The following is a 15,018-nucleotide window of genomic DNA, read 5'->3' as shown; positions in this document are numbered from 1 at the left end:
GACCCACCCGGCTTACGGCCCCGCTCCTTCTGGGAGACAGCCCTCCGCCCACCCCCACCCACCCGGGCGGAGATCATCGCCCAGGTCGTCGTGGGCTGCGCCCTCGTCATCGCCATCACCCTGGCGGTGACCGCGCGATGAACCCCACCGGAATGGTCGCGATCGAGATCACCGCCGCAACGGTCAGGGTCGGCGACCAACTGGTCGTCGGCGGACGGCCCTACACCATATGCGACATGAGCGCACTCGCCAGCGGCGGCAAGCTGCTGCACTTCCACGGAGGCGAGACGTTCCACATGGGCTGCTTCACCGTCCTGTGGGCCGCCCGCCACATCTCCCAACTCCCCGGCTTCCTCCCACCCCGCCCCAGACGCTACGCGGCAGCGCGCCGCCAGCCCACCGCGCGGGAACAGAGGTAGACGACGCTGAACCCGCTGAACGCCGGGGGCGAGCGGCCCACACCAAGCCAGGTCAGAGCCCTCGACCGGAACCACCCCTACGAAGATGTGACCCACGGTGCTCCCCCCTAGGCCCCTCAGGGGCCCTGGGGGTGCCCCCATCGGGCGCCGGATCGCCCTCGTGCTCGGGGGCACCTACCGGACGAAGTCCCAGGGAGCACCTGGGTGATTCGGCAACGCAGCGAGGTGCCGTGCCGGGCGTCGCGACGGGGCGAACCTCGGCTGACGCGGCCCTAGGTCCGGCTGGCCGCCGCGAGTTCCGCCGTCGACACCTGCCACAGGCGCTCGGCCGCCTCGCGGTCGATGGCGTGGTCCGCGACGCCCGCCCGCACGCCGTCCTCGTGGCGCGGCGCCTCGTTGCAGTCCTCGAAGTAGCGGCCGCCCACCCCCTCGAGCGGCGGCCATGTGCCCAGCAGGACCGGGGTCGCCGCGCCCTGCTCGGGCGACTTGACGTGGTAATTCCCGCTGCGCATCGCCGCGTTGGCCGCCTCCTTGCCCAGGTGCCTGGTCAGGCGCGTCTCCAGGACCGCGCCGGGGTGGGCCGCGTTGACCGTGATGCCGTCGTCGGCCCAGCGGCGCTGCGCCTCCACCGCGAACAGCACGTTCGCCGTCTTCGACTGCCCATAGGCCGCCTCCGGGTCGTAGGGCCGGTCGCGGAAGTGGATGTCGTCGAAGTGGATGCCGCTGCGCAGGTGCCCGACCGAGGTAACCGCGACGACCCGCGCCCCGCCGCTCGCGCCGCCGCCCGCCGCCGCCAGCGCGGGGTGGAGCCCGGTGGCGAGCGCGAAGTGGCCGAGGTGGTTCGTCGCGAACTGCGTCTCCCACCCCTCGGGCGTCCGCGTCTCCGGCGTCATCATCACGCCCGCGTTGTTGACGAGGATGTGCAACGGCTCGCGCCACGACCCGACGAAGTCCGCGACCGACGCCTGGTCGGCGAGGTCGAGAGGAAGCGCGCGCAGCCTGTCGTTGCCCGTGGCCGCCCTGATGTCCTCGATCACCCGCACCGCCGCACCCACGTCCCGCACCGCGAGCGTCACCTCGGCGCCCGCCCCGGCCAGCGCGCGGGCGGTCTCCACGCCGATGCCCGAGGTCGCGCCCGTGACGATCGCGCGGCGCCCGGTGAGGTCGACGTCCGCCACCACCTCGCGGGCGGTGGACTCGGCGTCGAACGGGGTGGTGACAAGGGTCGGTTCCTGGGTCATGGGCGCCCTCTCGACGGGTTCGCGCGGCCTGGTCCCCTCCTCCCTTCCCGACCCTAGGACCGCACCGGAAAGACGGCTTGGGCCGCGCGGCCGTCCGGAGTACGGTCGCCCCGTGAGGTGATCCCCCGCGACGGCCGCAGAGCCGTCGCCCGTGTGCCAGGTGCCGCGTGCCAGGTACCGCGTCGCGCGTCGCGCGTTCCGCGTTTCCACGCCTTTCCCGGGAGCTCCCTTGACCACGGCCTCCTCACCCGCCACGCCCTCTCCGCCCCCCGCGTCCCTGGACGCGTTTCTCGCCCACGCCACCGCGCAGCCGACGCTCGCGGGGCTCGTCCTCTTCGGCTCGCGGGTCTACGACGGCATGCCGACGGCCCACTCCGATCACGACCTGATCGTGGTCGTGCGCGACAGCGCGCCCTCCCCGCTCACCACGCCGCACGGCTTCCGCTCGCGCCACCTCGATCTGGTGGTGATGACGCTCGACGAGTTCCGCGGGACCGGCTCGGCCGAGCACCCCGACGCCTGGGCGCGTTACTCCTCTGTGCGGGCGCGCGTGCTGCTCGACCGCCTCGGCGGGGAGATCGCCGCGATTCTCGAACGCAAGCGAACGCTTGGCCTCGAAGAAGCGCGGGCGGCGGTGGACCGCTCGCTCGACGCGTATGTGAACCAGCTCTACCGATCGCTCAAGAACGAACGCGACGGCCCCCCGACGCGGCGCACCTGGACGCGGCGGCGAGCGTGCCGTTCGCCGTCGAGGCGCTGTTCGCGCCGCGTGGGCGGGTCGCGCCCTACGCCACGTACCTGCGCTGGGAGCTCGAACACCACCCGCTGCGCGAACCCGCCTGGCACGCCGACCGCCTCCTGCCCACGCTGCGCCGCATCGCGGCGGACGGCGACCCTGCGACGCAACGTTCACTGTTCGCGATGATCGAACACGCCACACGCGCGGCGGGCCACGCCCCGGTCCTCGACGCCTGGGGCACGGACCTCGAGCTCCTGCGCGTGGCGCCTTAGGGTCGGGCTCATGAGCAGCCGCAGCCTGAACGTTCGCGATGTCACGATGCGTTACGACGACCTCGGGCCCGCTGACGGGCCACCGGTCGTGCTCGTGCACGGGCACCCGTTCGACCGGACGCTGTGGGCGCCGCAGGTGGAGGCGCTGGTGGGCGCCGGGTACCGGGCGATCGTGCCGGACCTGCGCGGCTACGGCGCGAGCGGGGTGACGCCTGGAACGGTCCTGCTGGCCGACTTCGCCGACGACATCGCCGCCCTGCTCGACCAGCTGGCGCTCGAACGGGCCGTGGTGGGCGGGGTGTCGATGGGCGGCCAGATCACCATGGAGATCCAGCTGCGGCACCCGTCGCGCGTGCGCGCCCTCGTGCTGTCGGACACGTCGTTCGCCGCCGAGACGGACGAGGGCAGGCGGGCGCGCGACGCGATGGCCGACCGGCTGCTCGCCGAGGGCATGGACGGCTACGCGGCCGAGGTCATCGACCGGATGCTGACCCCGTACAACGTCGCCGAGCTGCCCGAGGTGGCCGCGCGGGTCATGGCCATGATGTGCGCCACCGATCCGAGGGGCGCGGCGGCCGCGCTGCGGGGCCGGGCCCAACGCCCCGACCACCGCGCCACGTTGGCCGCCGTGCGGGTGCCGACGCTGATCGTGGTCGGCGAGGACGACACATTCACGCCGGTGGCGACGGCGCGGGAGATGCACGCGCTGATCCCGCGCTCGACGCTGACGGTGATCCCGCGCGCGGGCCACCTGCCGGGCGCGGAACGACCCGCCGCGTTCAACGCCGCGCTGCTGGACTTCCTGGCGGCGCTCGATCGTTGAACCGCGCGGCCTACGGGGGCGGCGGCAGCGAAGCCCTCGCAGGGACTTTACCTTCCGGTTGGTAAAGTGATTTCCATGGCAACCGACACCAAGACCCGCATCCTCGAAGGCGCCCTCGATCTGCTGCGCGCCGAGGCGGGCGGGGCAATCACCCTGGAGGCGACGGCCAAGCGCGTCGGGCTGACCAAGCCAGGGCTGATGTATCACTTTCCGACCAAGGACGCGCTGATGCTGGCCGTTGTCGATCACGCCGCCGCGCAGTGGGAACGGCTCCTGATCGACCACGCGGGGCAACCGGCCGAGGCCGCCTCCCCGTTCCAGCGCATCCGCGCCTATGTGGAGGTGGCGCTCACCGAGTCGTTCGACCGCGCGGACTTCGCGATCTACTCCGACGCCGCCTACCGCGACGCCTACACCGCGACCTGGATCCGCCGCCTCGGCCCCTGGCTGGCGCTGCCCGATGACCTGCCCGAGCCGGTGCGCGGCAGGCTCGTCGCCGCGCGCCTGCTGGCCGACGGGTACTGGACGGCCGCCGCCACCGGCGTCTTCCCCGCCGCCGGGCGGGACCGCGCCGCCCTCATGGCCGTGGCGCAAGACCTGCTGAGGGAGGAGACGGCGCCGTGACCAAGTGGCTGCTGCTGTGCGCGGCGATCGCTTTCGAGGTCACCGCCACCCTCTCCCTGCGGGCCGCGCTCGACCACGCGGCCTGGTACGCGCTCGTCGCGGTCGGCTACCTCGCGTCGTTCGTCGCGCTGAGCCTCCTGCTGCGCACCGGCATGGGCATCGGCGTCGCCTACGGGATCTGGGGCGCGTCGGGCGTCGCGCTCACCGCCGTGCTGGCGACCGTGCTCTTCGGCGACGCGCTCACCGCCACCATGGGCCTCGGCATCGCGCTCGTCATAGGCGGCGTCCTGTGCGTCGAGCTCGGCGCGCAGGCGGCACAGGCGGCACAGGCCGCGCAGGCCGCGCAGGCCGCGCAGGCCCGCGAGGCCCGTCCGGAAGGACCGACACCTTGACCTGGCTCCTCCTCGCGGGCGCGATCCTCAGCGAGGTCGCCGCCACCCTGTCGCTGCGGATGGCCTCCCAACCCGGCGGCAGCAGGCGGTGGTTCGTCGCCGTGGGCACCGGCTACCCGGTCGCGTTCACCCTTCTCGCCCTCGCCCTCGACGCCGGAATCGCGCTCGGCGTCGCCTATGGCATCTGGGCCGCCGCAGGCGTCGCGCTGACGGCGATCGCCTCACGCGTCCTGTTCAACGAGCCGCTCACCCGCGTCATGGCCCTCGGCATCGGCCTGATCGCCGCGGGCGTCCTGCTCATCGAGCTCGGCGCGGGGCACCACTGAGGGCGAACGGGCGCGAGGGGCGCCGCCTCACGCCGGGCGGATCGCGCTGTGCCAGGGCATGATGTCGATCGAGTCATACGTCACGACATCGCCGGGCCTGGGCGCGTGGATCATCGTCCCACTGCCGACGTAGAGGCCGACGTGGCTGATGTCGTCATAGAAGAAGACCAGGTCACCGGGTCGCAGCGCGTCGCGCGTGACCGGGGTGCCAAAGGTCACCTGGTCGAACGTGACGCGCGGGATCTCCACGCCCGCCTCGCGCCACGCTGCCTGGGTGAGCCCGGAGCAGTCATACGAGTTGGGCCCGGTGGCGCCCCACACATACGGCTTGCCGAGCTGCGCCTCGGCGAACGCGATCGCCGCGTCCGCCTGGCCCGCCTCCGAGCCGCCGTCCGCGGAGGGCGGGGGCGTGTCGGACTCCTCGCGCGCCGCCTCCTCGCGCTCCGCCTCCTCCGCCTCGCGCTCGGCGCGTTCTCGGGCCTCGCGCTCCTCCCGCTCCTGGCGCGCCTGCTCCGCGAGGCGTTCGGCCTCCTCGCGCTCCAGGCGCTCCAGCTCGTCCAGCTCGGCCTGCTCCTCGGTGGTCAGCTGGTCGAGCAGGGTGCGCGCCTCGGCGAGCTTCTCCTGGACGCGTTCCTTCTCTTGCGCCAACTCGCCCTCGGCCGACTCGAGTTCGGCCAGCTCGGCGGTCGCGGCCGCGCGCTGCTCCTCGGCCTCGGCCTCCCGGTCGGCGAAGTCGTCGAGCGCGTGCTGCTGGGCGTCGCCGAGCCGTTCGAGGGCGTGCTGGGTAGCGAAGAAGCTGCGGAAGTCCTCGGCAAGCAGCAGCGCGGCGGTGTCGGGCATCCCGCCCGCGCCGGTGCGGTACTGGGCGGCGGCGTAGGCGCCGAGCGTGCGGCGCGCGTCGTTGACCCGGTCGGTGGCGGCCGCAGCCTCGTCCATCGCGGCGTCGGCCCGTTCCCGCTGCTCCTCGGTGGCCTCCTCGGCGGCGTTGTACTCCTGGGTGGCCAGGCCCGCCTCCTGGTAGAGCGCGTCGACCTCATCGCGCACCGCGAGGGCCCGCTCGCGCGCCGACTTGGCGCGGTCGCGCTGCTCCTCGATCTCCGGGGTGTCCTCGTCATCGGCCGACGCGGTCGACGAGCTGAGCAGGGTCGCGGAGGCCAGGGCAAGGGCCCCGACGCCAACGGCCCCGCGGCGGGCCGTCGTTGAGTCCAGGATGCCGACGCGCGGCTTGCGGTGCGAGGCCAAGGCCGTGTCCTCTCCTCCGGGTGCTCCGGGGCGCGCACCACCCGGCGCACACCACCTGGCGCTGCACGCTAACCACTCGAAGGGGGTCTTGTGAAGGCCGATGTGCGATCTGCGCGCAATCTATTCGTGACCTTGGCCACGTGTGCGGGCCGATGCGACCGGGCAGCGACCGGCGCATCCGGCCGATGGACCGGCCCGCGCCGACGGATCGGCCCGCACCTCACGGGCGTTGGACGAACGACACTCCTCGCAACGTCCGCGAACCCCCTGCCGCACGCGGCGGCCGACGAAGCGGTGGGCGCGCGAAGGCGCCCCGCGCCGGACGGCCGCCTCCTCGCGGGGCCGACGCGGCGCGGGGCGCCGGAGGCGGGGGCGGATGCCCCCAACGCCCTTACAGATCCGGGATCTCGGGGACCTCGGGGATCTCGGGGATCTCGGGGATCTCCGGCATGTCGGGCAGCTCAGGGATCTCCGGCATGTCGGGGAGCTCGCCAGTGAGTTGCTCGAAGCTCTCCTCGGTGCCGTCGGCCCACGTGACGTTGAGCTGGTCGCCCTCCACCACGGCGGTGCCCTCGGTCCACGCCGCATCGGCGGGCTCGCACGTCAGGGCGAGCGCGTCACCCTCGAGCGTGCCGCTGCACACGGCGCCGGACGCCGCCTCCACATAGGCGACCTGACCGGCGTAGATGCTGATCGCGTTCCCCGCCGAGGTGAGCCAGTTGCCCTCGGGGTCGCCGCCACCGGCCGCGTCGTCCTCGCCGCCGGTCTCGCCCCCCTCGCTCCCTTCCTGTCCCCCGTCGGCGCCACCCTGCTCCTCGGACTGCCCCTCGGTGGTGGTCTCTTCGTCGCTGTCGTCGCTGCTACAGGCGCCGACCAGCAACGTCACCGCCGCCACCGCGGGCAGGGCGAGCCGTATTGACCTACGCATGGATTCCCCTCGTCGATGGGTGTACGCGCCCAGCCTAAGTGCCCCGTAATCCGCGTCGGGTCAGCGCACGGCGTCAGATGCGGTGCATCGCAAGGCGCCGGATGGTCCTCGTACTGGGCGTACTTGGGCAATTCGGCGACGCAGCGAGGTGCCGTAGCTGGCGTCCTGCGCCCGACGGGGATCGCGGGACAGCCCTTAGGGCCCGTCGGCCCCGGGGGGTCCCCCGGCGGAGTCCGGGAGAGGGCGACGGCGCGCGCCGCCGTCGCTGTCAGGTCGGCGTCGGGTCGGCATCGGGTCGGCATCGGGTCGGCGTCAGATGGTTCTTGGCGTCCGAGGCAGCGAAAACCCGTTCGGGCCCTGGCGTGCCGCCTCCAGGGGGTAGGGGGTCCGCGTGCTGTCGTGCTGGAGCGCGCGCAGGAACTCCGTCATCCCCGTGGCGACCGGGGCGTGGCGGGCGATGATCGCGGCGACGCCCTCGGGGATTCCCGTGGGCCGCTCGCCCTCCGCGCAGGCGCGCACAAACGCCGCCCGCTCCTCGCCCCACAGCCCGTACAGGGCGGTGACCAGCCAGATCACCAGGTGGTTCGACGTGTAGCAGCGGTCGTAGGTCTGGTGGCGGCGGAAGAAGTCGGCCTCGTCGGGCGACAGATCGAAACGGTCGGAAAGCGAGAGGCCGAAGTCGCCGAAGAAGAGGCGCCGCCCGTCCGTGAGGATGTTCTCGAAATGAGCGTCGAAATGCAGAAGTCCACGATCGTTCATGAACGAAACCCCCGCATGCAGCTCGCGTTCCACCATGGCGCAGGCCAGGTCGGCCGCCTCGTCGCCCGCCTTGACCTGGGTGTCGAGCCACCGGTGGAGGTTGTCGGGGAGGTATTCGATGAACAGCGCGATGCTCGCCGACGACCGTTCGAGCGCCTCGAGTCGACGGCGCACCGGTGTTCCGCCGCCCCAGTAGGCGACGACCCGCTCGATGTCGGCCAGCTCGTCAGGCAGCGGCGACGAGCCGGGGAGCACGCGCCAGTGGTACATGAGCGGGAATCCCTCATAGGCCCCCGCGAGCACCCAGTTCGTCGTCATGGTGTGCACGGCCAGCTCGCGCCAGGCCCCGAAGCCGGGCCCGCCGACGCCGTACTGGCAGAAGGTCGGGAGCCCGAACACGTTGGCCGTCGACCTGACGTTCCCCGGTTCGAGCTCGACATCGGTGAGCGGTACGCGCTTGACAAAGACCGGGGTCCCCGCGACGTCGAGCAGCGCCGACGTGCCGCCGATCCCTGCCCCGACCGGAGTGGCCGCGTCCAGCCGCTCGCCCAGCGCGCGATCGCCGAGCAAAGAAAGGGCCGTGGAGACCGAGCCATAGGCCGCGAGCCGGGAACCCTCAGGCGCCCCACTCATCGACCCGCCCGCGGCGCCCACGCGGGCACGCGATCCAGGTCGGGCGCGCGCAGCCGCCCGGCGTTCGCGCGCAACGACCGCCCTTCGACGGGGGCCATCCAAGAGGAATCGATGAGCATGTTCCTCACATTAGGCGAAGCAGACGATCCGCTCCGCTCATGGCGTTGTCGCGACGTTCCCTCAGCCCCAACGTTCCCTCAGCCCCAACGTCCCCTGCTGGAACGGCGGATGACGGGAACGGCGGGTGAGGCGCACACAGCCGGAAACGGTCCAGCCGCCGTCCGCGATCGCGCGGGCGCACCGTCCCCGGCGTCAGGCGTTGCCGGTGCCCAGGGGGCGGGGGCGGCCGGTGGCCCAGCGGTACACGACGCCGAGCCACACGGCCTGGACGAGCGCCCCGACGGCGACACCGGCCCAGGGCGGCGGCCCCAAGAGCGACGTGAACCACAGCGAGGTCGGCGCCGTCACCACGAAGGCCCACACCCCGACGAGGCTGGCGTCCTCGTGCGCGACGAACAGCGCGTCCACGGCGGCCCACGCGACGACATCCGGCCACGACGGCCGGATAGCCGAGGGGGGAACGCGTCGATGCGGCCATGCCGAACCTCCTGAGGTCGCCACGAGAATGTCCACCCCACCATCGCGCCCCTGAGCGGCCACCGCCTGAGTACTCCTCCTCAGATGCGGCCCGTCACCTCGAAGGGGGCGCCCAGCCAGGCACCGGCGCCGCCCTCAGCCCGCGGCGCGCGCGGTGACGTCCTCGATGGCCTCGACGGCGACCTCGGGCTCGTCGAGGTGGATGTCGTGCCCGCTGTTCTCGGCCGTGCTCAACTCACTGTCGGTGGACACCGCGAGCCACCGGGATCTAGCCGGATCTAAGGGCGTACCGGCCTTCAGGCCGGTAGGGAATGGCTTCTTTGGTTTGTCTTGACCCGCATTGGAGCATGGGTCCGCACTGTTGACCTCGCCCCAGGTCAGAGCGGTCGGTTCTGGGTCTACCCGACGCCCGGTCAAATGCTTCGAGCTCGCCGGGTGTTCGGGAGCCGACGTGTGGTCTGGAACGATGCCCTGGCGATCGTGAAGCCGCGGAGGGCGTCGAACAAGCTGCTGGGCAACCCCAGGCAACGGTCCGCCGAAGGCCCGTACTGGGGCATCCCGAAGAACGCCGAGCTGTCCAAGTTGCTGATCACCGCCGCGAAGAAGACGCCCGAGCGGGCGTTTCTCGCGGATGTGCCGGTCGGCGTGCTCCAGCAGACCTTGGGGGACTTCGACAAGGCGTGGACCGCGCATGAGGACTCCAAGACCGGCGAGCGGCCCGGACCGCGTGTGGCCCCGCCGAAGCGTAAGAGCCGCAAGGACAACCGGCAGACCGTACGGTTTACCCGCTCCGACCGCTGGTCGGTCACCGACGACGGCAAGCTGCGCCTGCCCAAGATCGGCGACGTTGAGGTGAAGTGGGCCCGTGATCTTCCTTCGGCCCCATCGAGCGTGACGCTGATCAAAGACCGGTCCGACCGTCCGCACCTGGGCAGGCAGCGAGCCGACCTGCGGCACCGTCCACGACCTGGACTGGAACGCCGGACGCAACGTCCGCTATGAGGGCCGCCGCGTCCTCGCGGCCTCAACGACAGCACCACCCACCCCCGGACCAGGGGCCCGACGCCGGTAACGGCGGCGGTAAACGCCTGCGGAGCACACGTAAGACCCGGCAGAAGCCAGGCAGCGCGCACAACCCCGGCACCCGTCGGGAGGAACCAGGAAACACCGTGGTCCTCGGCTCACCACACGAGCCGAGGACGGACGGAGAATCTCCGTGCCTCAGCACCGGGAGGCGAGGTCAACGCACAGCACACCGCCAACGCCACCGACGACCCGAGCCTCCCACCCATCACGACGCCCTTCCTGGGAAACGAACGGCACACCGCGGCAAGGAAGTTGAGCCCCGTCACCGCCGTGCCCCCGATGACGTGATCGACCCTAGGAAGGCCCTTCGGCACCAGCCATCGCTCCCGACCCCCTCTTCACGGGGCCCCAGCGACACCCCCACCCCCGCCGTATGTTCACCCCGCGAGGCGCCGCGCGAGGGCGCCGACGGAAGAGCGGGCCAGCAGACCAGGCGAGACACCTCGGCCCCCGCCGCCTGGGGAGGCGACGGGGGCCGAGGTCGAAGCCAGCGCAGCGAAAGCGTTCAGTTACCGAACACCGCGTTGCCGAACCCGATCACGTTGAGGCTGTTGCCGCAGAGGTTGATCGGGACCTGGACGGGGACCTGGACGAGGTTGCCCGACGCCAGGCCAGGTGAGAACGCGGCCCCGCCCGCGGCCTGGGCGTCGTCCTTGTGGAGGCAGCCGTGCGCGGCCCCGGGCTCGCCGCCGTTGCCCGTCTCGCCCTTCTCGCCATGGCTGTTCGCCACCGCGGGCCCGACGCACATCACGGCCAGCGCGACGCCGAGGCCCGCCGTCGCGGCGAGGTTCCTGCTCTTGTGGTGGGTGGGATTCATGCAGGAAGGTTCCAGTGGCCACCCGCGGAACGACGCATCGAAATGGCCCCCTTCACCTGCCCGGAGCCCACATCACCCCCCGATGGACCAATATTCAGCCCGGCCGGGGCGGCCTGTGGACGGCCCGCTCCACGGCGTTGCAATAGGGCAGCTCGTCCCTGAGCCGCCCCGCGCAGAAGCGCCCGATCAAGTCCGCGAACTCCGCGGGCCTTTCGAGCGGCATCAGGTGATCAGCCTCTCTCAGCGTGGTGAACGACGCCGAGGGGAAGAGGCCCGCGACCTCGCGCACCGTGGCGGGCGCGCACAGCGTGTCGTACTCCCCGGTCACCGCGAGCACCGGAACGTCAGGCACGGGCAGCGGGCGGTAGACGTCGTGGCCGAGCAGGCGGGCGATGTTCTCGACGGCCGCCTCCGCCTCCTGCGTGGCGCGCCTCAAGAACTGCCGGTACAGCAGCCGGGAGACGGCCGCGCGCCTGCGGACCCTGCCGAGCCCCGGCGGCGACATAAAGGTTTCGACCATGATCGCCGCGATGCGTTCGTTCTCCCCCAGGGCGCGCAACTCCTCGAACCGCCGCGCCATCTCCGCGAACGCCGCGGGAATCGTCAACCGGGTGCCGACCAGCGCCAGGCGGTCAAGGAAGCGCGGATACCGCTGCGCGAAGCGCAGCGCCACCATGCCGCCGTAGCAGACGCCCACCAGGTTGACGCGTTCGAGGCGCAGCTCGCCCAGCATGTGGGCGACGGCCCGCGCGAGGAAGTCGATGCCGTGGCGGGCCGGGAGGAAGTCCGCGTCGCCATAGCCGGGAAGGTCGACCGTGACAACGGTGCCAAGCGACGACAGAAGCTTGGTCTGCGGCGCCCAGGAGGACTTGTCCTGCTCCGAGCCGCCGAGGATCACCACAGGGCGGACGCGGGCGGCGGGTTGGGCGACGACTCGGCACGAGTAACGGAACCCCTCGATGCCCAGGCCGCGGTCAACAGGCGCGCACGGCACCTCACTCGCGCCGGACAACGGTGCGTCGACTGCGTCTCGGCACGCGACGGATCGCACAGACATGGGCCGCTCCCGCTGGTGGTGGCAGAAGACGCAGCGTCGCAGACGCGGGCGGGGATCTGGCCCCGCAGACGCCCATTCGGCGGCGCCCCGTCACCCACCGCGAGACGTTCGTTCCACCGGGGGCGAGGCGAGGCGCCCCGGCAGGGCGCGACACCGCCGCGCCGCGGTCCCGGCCACGCGCCCGCCGCTCCCCAGGTCTTGACGGGGTCCTGCCATCCGCCCACGATGCTCTGGGAGCGCTCCCACTCGCCCATGTCCAGACGTCCGAAGGATCGAGCCGTGACCCACCGTCCTTCCCCTCCACCCCTCGCGCCAGGTCGCGCCCGGCGCGGCAGGCGCCTCGTGGGCGCCGTCATCGCCGCAGGGCTTGCCGCGGGGGCCCTCTCGCTCTCGTCGCCGTCCGCCGCCACCGCCCAGCCCGCCAACCTCATCGTCAACGGCGACTTCGCCTCCGGCACCGACCCGTGGTGGTCGACGGAGAACGCCCCGAGCGCCAACGTCGAGGGCCGCCTGTGCTCCGAGGTGCCGGGCGGCACCGTCAACCCGTGGGATGCCATCGTCGGGCAGGACGGCATCCCGCTCACCGAGGGCGAGTCCTACGAGCTGAGCTTCACGGCCACCTCGACCGCGCCGTTGACCGTGCGCACCTACGTCCAGCAGGCGGTCGACCCCTGGGTCTCCGAGCACTCGTCGGCCGATCCGGTCTCAGGGACGGCCGAGACGTTCACCCACGTCTTCACCGCGAGCACCGACCACGAGGCAGCGCAGCTGGTGTTCCAGGTGGGCGGGGGCGACGATCCCGTCACCTTCTGTCTCGACGACGTGTCCCTGACCGGGGGCGCCGAGCCGCCTGTCTATGAGCCGGACACCGGCTCCCCGGTCCGCGTCAACCAGGTTGGCTATCTCACCGAGGGCCCCAAGGCGGGGACGTTGGTCACCGAGGCCACCGAGGCGCTGCCCTGGACGCTCAACGACGCGGCGGGCGCCGAGGTCGCCAGCGGCACCACCGAGCCGCGGGGTGTGGACCCGATCTCCGCCGAGAACGTTCACACCTTCGACTTCAGCGAGGTGACGACCGAGGGCGAGGGCTATACGGTCACGATCGACAGCGAAACAAGCGAACCGTTCGCGATCGGCGGCGAGCTGTACGACACGTTGCGAAGCGACGCGTTGGCGTACTTCTACCACAACCGCAGCGGCATCGAGATCGACGCCGACCTGGTGGGCGAGGAGTACGCGCGCCCGGCCGGGCATGTCAACGTCGCGCCCAACCAGGGCGACGACGGCGTCACCTGCTGGGCCCAGGACCCGTGCGACTACACCCTGGACGCGGCGGGCGGCTGGTACGACGCGGGCGACCACGGCAAGTACGTCGTCAACGGCGGGATCGCCGCGGCGCAGGTCCTCTCGAACTACGAGCGCACGCTGACCACCGAGGGCGCGGGCGGCGACGAGCTGGGCGACGGCGCGCTCGCCGTTCCCGAGCAGGGCAACGGCGTTCCCGACATCCTCGACGAGGCCCGCTGGCAGCTGGACTTCCTGACGGCGATGCAGGTCCCCGCGGGCGAGGAGCTGGCGGGCATGGCGCACCACAAGCTGCACGACGCGCAGTGGACCGGGCTTCCGCTGCTGCCGCACGAGGACTCCCAGCCGCGCGAGCTGCACCCGCCGTCCACGGCGGCGACGCTCAACCTGGCGGCGGCAGCGGCGCAGGGCGCGCGGCTGTTCGAGCCGTACGACGCGGACTACGCGGCCGAGCTGCTCGCCGCGGCGACCACGGCGTACGAGGCGGCGCTGGCCAACCCCGACCGCTACGCGGACCCGCTGGACGGCACGGGCGGCGGCGCGTACAGCGACAACGACGTCACCGACGAGTTCTACTGGGCGGCCGCCGAGCTGTACATCACGACGGGCGACGACGCCTATCTGGCGGATGTGACGGGCTCGGAGCTGCACGGCGACGCGGAGGCGATCTTCCCGCCCAGCGGCTTCGGCTGGGGCTCGACGGCGGCGCTCGGCGCGCTGAGCCTGGCCACGGTGGACAGCGGGCTGAGCGACGCGCGGCGCGCGGAGTTCAGAGGGCTGGTCACCGAGGCGGCCGACGGGATCAACGCGACGGTCGCGGCGGGCGCCTACGGCGTTCCGCTGCCGGACGAGAACTATGTGTGGGGCTCCAACAGCCAGGTCATGAACAACATGGTCGTGCTGGCCACCGCCCACGACCTGACCGGTGAGACCGCCTACCGGGACGGCGTGCTCAGCGGGCTGAACTACCTGCTGGGCCAGAACCCGCTGAACCTCTCCTATGTCACCGGCTACGGCGAGCGCCACGCGCGGAACCAGCACCACAGGCACTGGGCGAACCAGCTCGACGCCTCGCTGCCCAACCCGCCCGCGGGCTCGGTGGCCGGCGGCCCCAACGTCAACCTCGAGGATCCGATCGCCGCGGACCTGCTCGAGGGCTGCGCCCCGGCGATGTGCTACGTCGACCACATCGAGTCGTACGCGACCAACGAGGTCACGATCAACTGGAACGCCCCGCTGGCGTGGCTCGCGTCCTACGTCGACGACCTGGGCGCGGGCGGCGGCGATGGCCCAGGCACCGGCGAGCCCTCGGTGTGCGAGGTGTCGTACACCTCGCACCGGTGGAACGGCGGCTTCACGTCCGAGGTGCGCGTCGGCAACACGGGCGAGACCCCGATCAGCCCATGGGAGCTGTCGTGGTCGTTCGACGGCAGCCAGCGGATCACCAACGCGTGGAACGCCTCGGTCACCCAGAGCGGCCAGGACGTGGTCGCGCGGCCCACGGCGTGGAACCGCGCGGTGCCGCCCGGCGGCTCGGTGACATTCGGCTTCCAGGGCACGGCCTCGGGGTCGGCCGCGGATCCTGACGCGTTCACGTTGAACGGCGGCGCCTGCGACATCGGCTGACCGCCCCCCGCACCGGCCGTCCCGCCCCCGCCCTCCGGGCGGGACGGCCCAAGGGGCGCCGGGGTCCCCCAGGCCGCCCCGTTACCTTTTTCGTGGCCCTGAAACGGGGCTCCTGGCCTCCGGGCCCGGCAT

At 72.3% G+C, this 15,018-nt stretch carries 15 protein-coding genes; 8 read left to right on the top strand and 7 right to left on the bottom strand.

What is annotated here, in order from left to right; translation table 11 throughout:
- Positions 1-137: 137 nt before the first annotated feature.
- On the top strand, positions 138-419 hold the full coding sequence (locus tag DEH69_RS20015; protein ID WP_147255717.1) for a hypothetical protein: 282 nt from the start codon (positions 138-140) through the stop codon (positions 417-419).
- 272 nt (positions 420-691) lie between these two features.
- On the opposite strand, the gene DEH69_RS20010 is transcribed toward DEH69_RS20015, so the two are convergent.
- Positions 692-1,660: an SDR family NAD(P)-dependent oxidoreductase gene (locus DEH69_RS20010; protein WP_113688362.1), complete on the bottom strand. Its 969-nt coding sequence runs from the start codon at positions 1,658-1,660 to the stop codon at positions 692-694.
- Between the two features lie 229 nt (positions 1,661-1,889).
- Here DEH69_RS20010 and DEH69_RS20005 point away from each other — a divergent pair, with 229 nt between their 5' ends.
- From DEH69_RS20005 to DEH69_RS19985, 5 genes are all read left to right on the top strand, one after another.
- A complete protein-coding gene (locus DEH69_RS20005; RefSeq protein WP_309302882.1) occupies positions 1,890-2,585 on the top strand; it encodes a nucleotidyltransferase domain-containing protein in 696 nt (231 codons plus the stop codon).
- A 96-nt stretch (positions 2,586-2,681) separates the two neighbouring features.
- Positions 2,682-3,494 carry an alpha/beta fold hydrolase gene (locus DEH69_RS20000; protein ID WP_113688361.1) on the top strand — a complete coding sequence of 271 codons (813 nt, stop codon included), beginning with the start codon at positions 2,682-2,684 and terminating at the stop codon, positions 3,492-3,494.
- Positions 3,495-3,569: 75 nt separating this feature from the next.
- Complete coding sequence (locus tag DEH69_RS19995; protein ID WP_113688360.1) at positions 3,570-4,118, top strand: TetR/AcrR family transcriptional regulator; 549 nt, start codon at positions 3,570-3,572, stop codon at positions 4,116-4,118.
- Positions 4,115-4,510 carry a multidrug efflux SMR transporter gene (locus tag DEH69_RS19990; RefSeq protein ID WP_113688359.1) on the top strand — a complete coding sequence of 132 codons (396 nt, stop codon included), beginning with the start codon at positions 4,115-4,117 and terminating at the stop codon, positions 4,508-4,510. Before DEH69_RS19995 ends, DEH69_RS19990 begins: the two co-directional genes overlap by 4 nt.
- Complete coding sequence (locus tag DEH69_RS19985) at positions 4,507-4,836, top strand: multidrug efflux SMR transporter (RefSeq protein WP_113688358.1); 330 nt, start codon at positions 4,507-4,509, stop codon at positions 4,834-4,836. The genes DEH69_RS19990 and DEH69_RS19985 overlap by 4 nt, the downstream gene beginning before the upstream one ends.
- Positions 4,837-4,863: 27 nt before the next feature.
- Here DEH69_RS19985 and DEH69_RS19980 read toward each other — a convergent pair whose 3' ends face one another.
- The 4 genes from DEH69_RS19980 to DEH69_RS19965 form a co-directional block, all read right to left on the bottom strand.
- Positions 4,864-6,078: an NlpC/P60 family protein gene (locus DEH69_RS19980; RefSeq protein ID WP_113688357.1), complete on the bottom strand. Its 1,215-nt coding sequence runs from the start codon at positions 6,076-6,078 to the stop codon at positions 4,864-4,866.
- Positions 6,079-6,469: 391 nt separating this feature from the next.
- Complete coding sequence (locus DEH69_RS31640; protein WP_181727515.1) at positions 6,470-7,006, bottom strand: hypothetical protein; 537 nt, start codon at positions 7,004-7,006, stop codon at positions 6,470-6,472.
- Positions 7,007-7,318: 312 nt separating this feature from the next.
- Positions 7,319-8,398: a protein kinase family protein gene (locus DEH69_RS19970; RefSeq protein ID WP_113688365.1), complete on the bottom strand. Its 1,080-nt coding sequence runs from the start codon at positions 8,396-8,398 to the stop codon at positions 7,319-7,321.
- A gap of 312 nt (positions 8,399-8,710) precedes the next feature.
- Entirely contained in the window at positions 8,711-8,926 is a 216-nt protein-coding gene (locus DEH69_RS19965) for an SCO4225 family membrane protein (RefSeq protein WP_309302880.1), read from the bottom strand.
- A gap of 399 nt (positions 8,927-9,325) precedes the next feature.
- Here DEH69_RS19965 and DEH69_RS19955 point away from each other — a divergent pair, with 399 nt between their 5' ends.
- Positions 9,326-9,997 (top strand): helix-turn-helix domain-containing protein, encoded by a 672-nt coding sequence (locus DEH69_RS19955; RefSeq protein ID WP_258534810.1) that lies wholly within the window; start codon positions 9,326-9,328, stop codon positions 9,995-9,997.
- A 589-nt stretch (positions 9,998-10,586) separates the two neighbouring features.
- On the opposite strand, the gene DEH69_RS33490 is transcribed toward DEH69_RS19955, so the two are convergent.
- Both DEH69_RS33490 and DEH69_RS19945 read right to left on the bottom strand, forming a co-directional pair.
- Complete coding sequence (locus tag DEH69_RS33490) at positions 10,587-10,898, bottom strand: chaplin (protein ID WP_113688354.1); 312 nt, start codon at positions 10,896-10,898, stop codon at positions 10,587-10,589.
- A gap of 94 nt (positions 10,899-10,992) precedes the next feature.
- Entirely contained in the window at positions 10,993-11,910 is a 918-nt protein-coding gene (locus DEH69_RS19945) for an alpha/beta fold hydrolase (RefSeq protein ID WP_258534809.1), read from the bottom strand.
- Positions 11,911-12,297: 387 nt separating this feature from the next.
- Between DEH69_RS19945 and DEH69_RS19940 the strand changes: the two genes are divergently transcribed.
- Positions 12,298-14,886: a glycoside hydrolase family 9 protein gene (locus DEH69_RS19940; protein ID WP_258534811.1), complete on the top strand. Its 2,589-nt coding sequence runs from the start codon at positions 12,298-12,300 to the stop codon at positions 14,884-14,886.
- The last annotated feature ends 132 nt before the right edge of the window (positions 14,887-15,018 follow it).

Source organism: Streptomyces sp. PT12, assembly GCF_003311645.1.
GTDB lineage: Bacteria > Actinomycetota > Actinomycetes > Streptomycetales > Streptomycetaceae > Streptomyces.
The sequence above is the reverse complement of the archived record's forward strand: the minus strand, read 5'-3'. Positions and strand labels throughout refer to the sequence as shown.

Excerpts from the sequence above, each read along its gene's own strand:
- DEH69_RS20015 (WP_147255717.1), top strand. The coding sequence starts at position 138 with ATGAACCCCACCGGAATGGTCGCGATCGAGATCACCGCCGCAACGGTC.
- DEH69_RS20010 (WP_113688362.1), bottom strand. The coding sequence starts at position 1,660 with ATGACCCAGGAACCGACCCTTGTCACCACCCCGTTCGACGCCGAGTCC.
- DEH69_RS20000 (WP_113688361.1), top strand. The coding sequence starts at position 2,682 with ATGAGCAGCCGCAGCCTGAACGTTCGCGATGTCACGATGCGTTACGAC.
- DEH69_RS19995 (WP_113688360.1), top strand. The coding sequence starts at position 3,570 with ATGGCAACCGACACCAAGACCCGCATCCTCGAAGGCGCCCTCGATCTG.
- DEH69_RS31640 (WP_181727515.1), bottom strand. The coding sequence starts at position 7,006 with ATGCGTAGGTCAATACGGCTCGCCCTGCCCGCGGTGGCGGCGGTGACG.
- DEH69_RS19970 (WP_113688365.1), bottom strand. The coding sequence starts at position 8,398 with ATGAGTGGGGCGCCTGAGGGTTCCCGGCTCGCGGCCTATGGCTCGGTC.
- DEH69_RS33490 (WP_113688354.1), bottom strand. The coding sequence starts at position 10,898 with ATGAATCCCACCCACCACAAGAGCAGGAACCTCGCCGCGACGGCGGGC.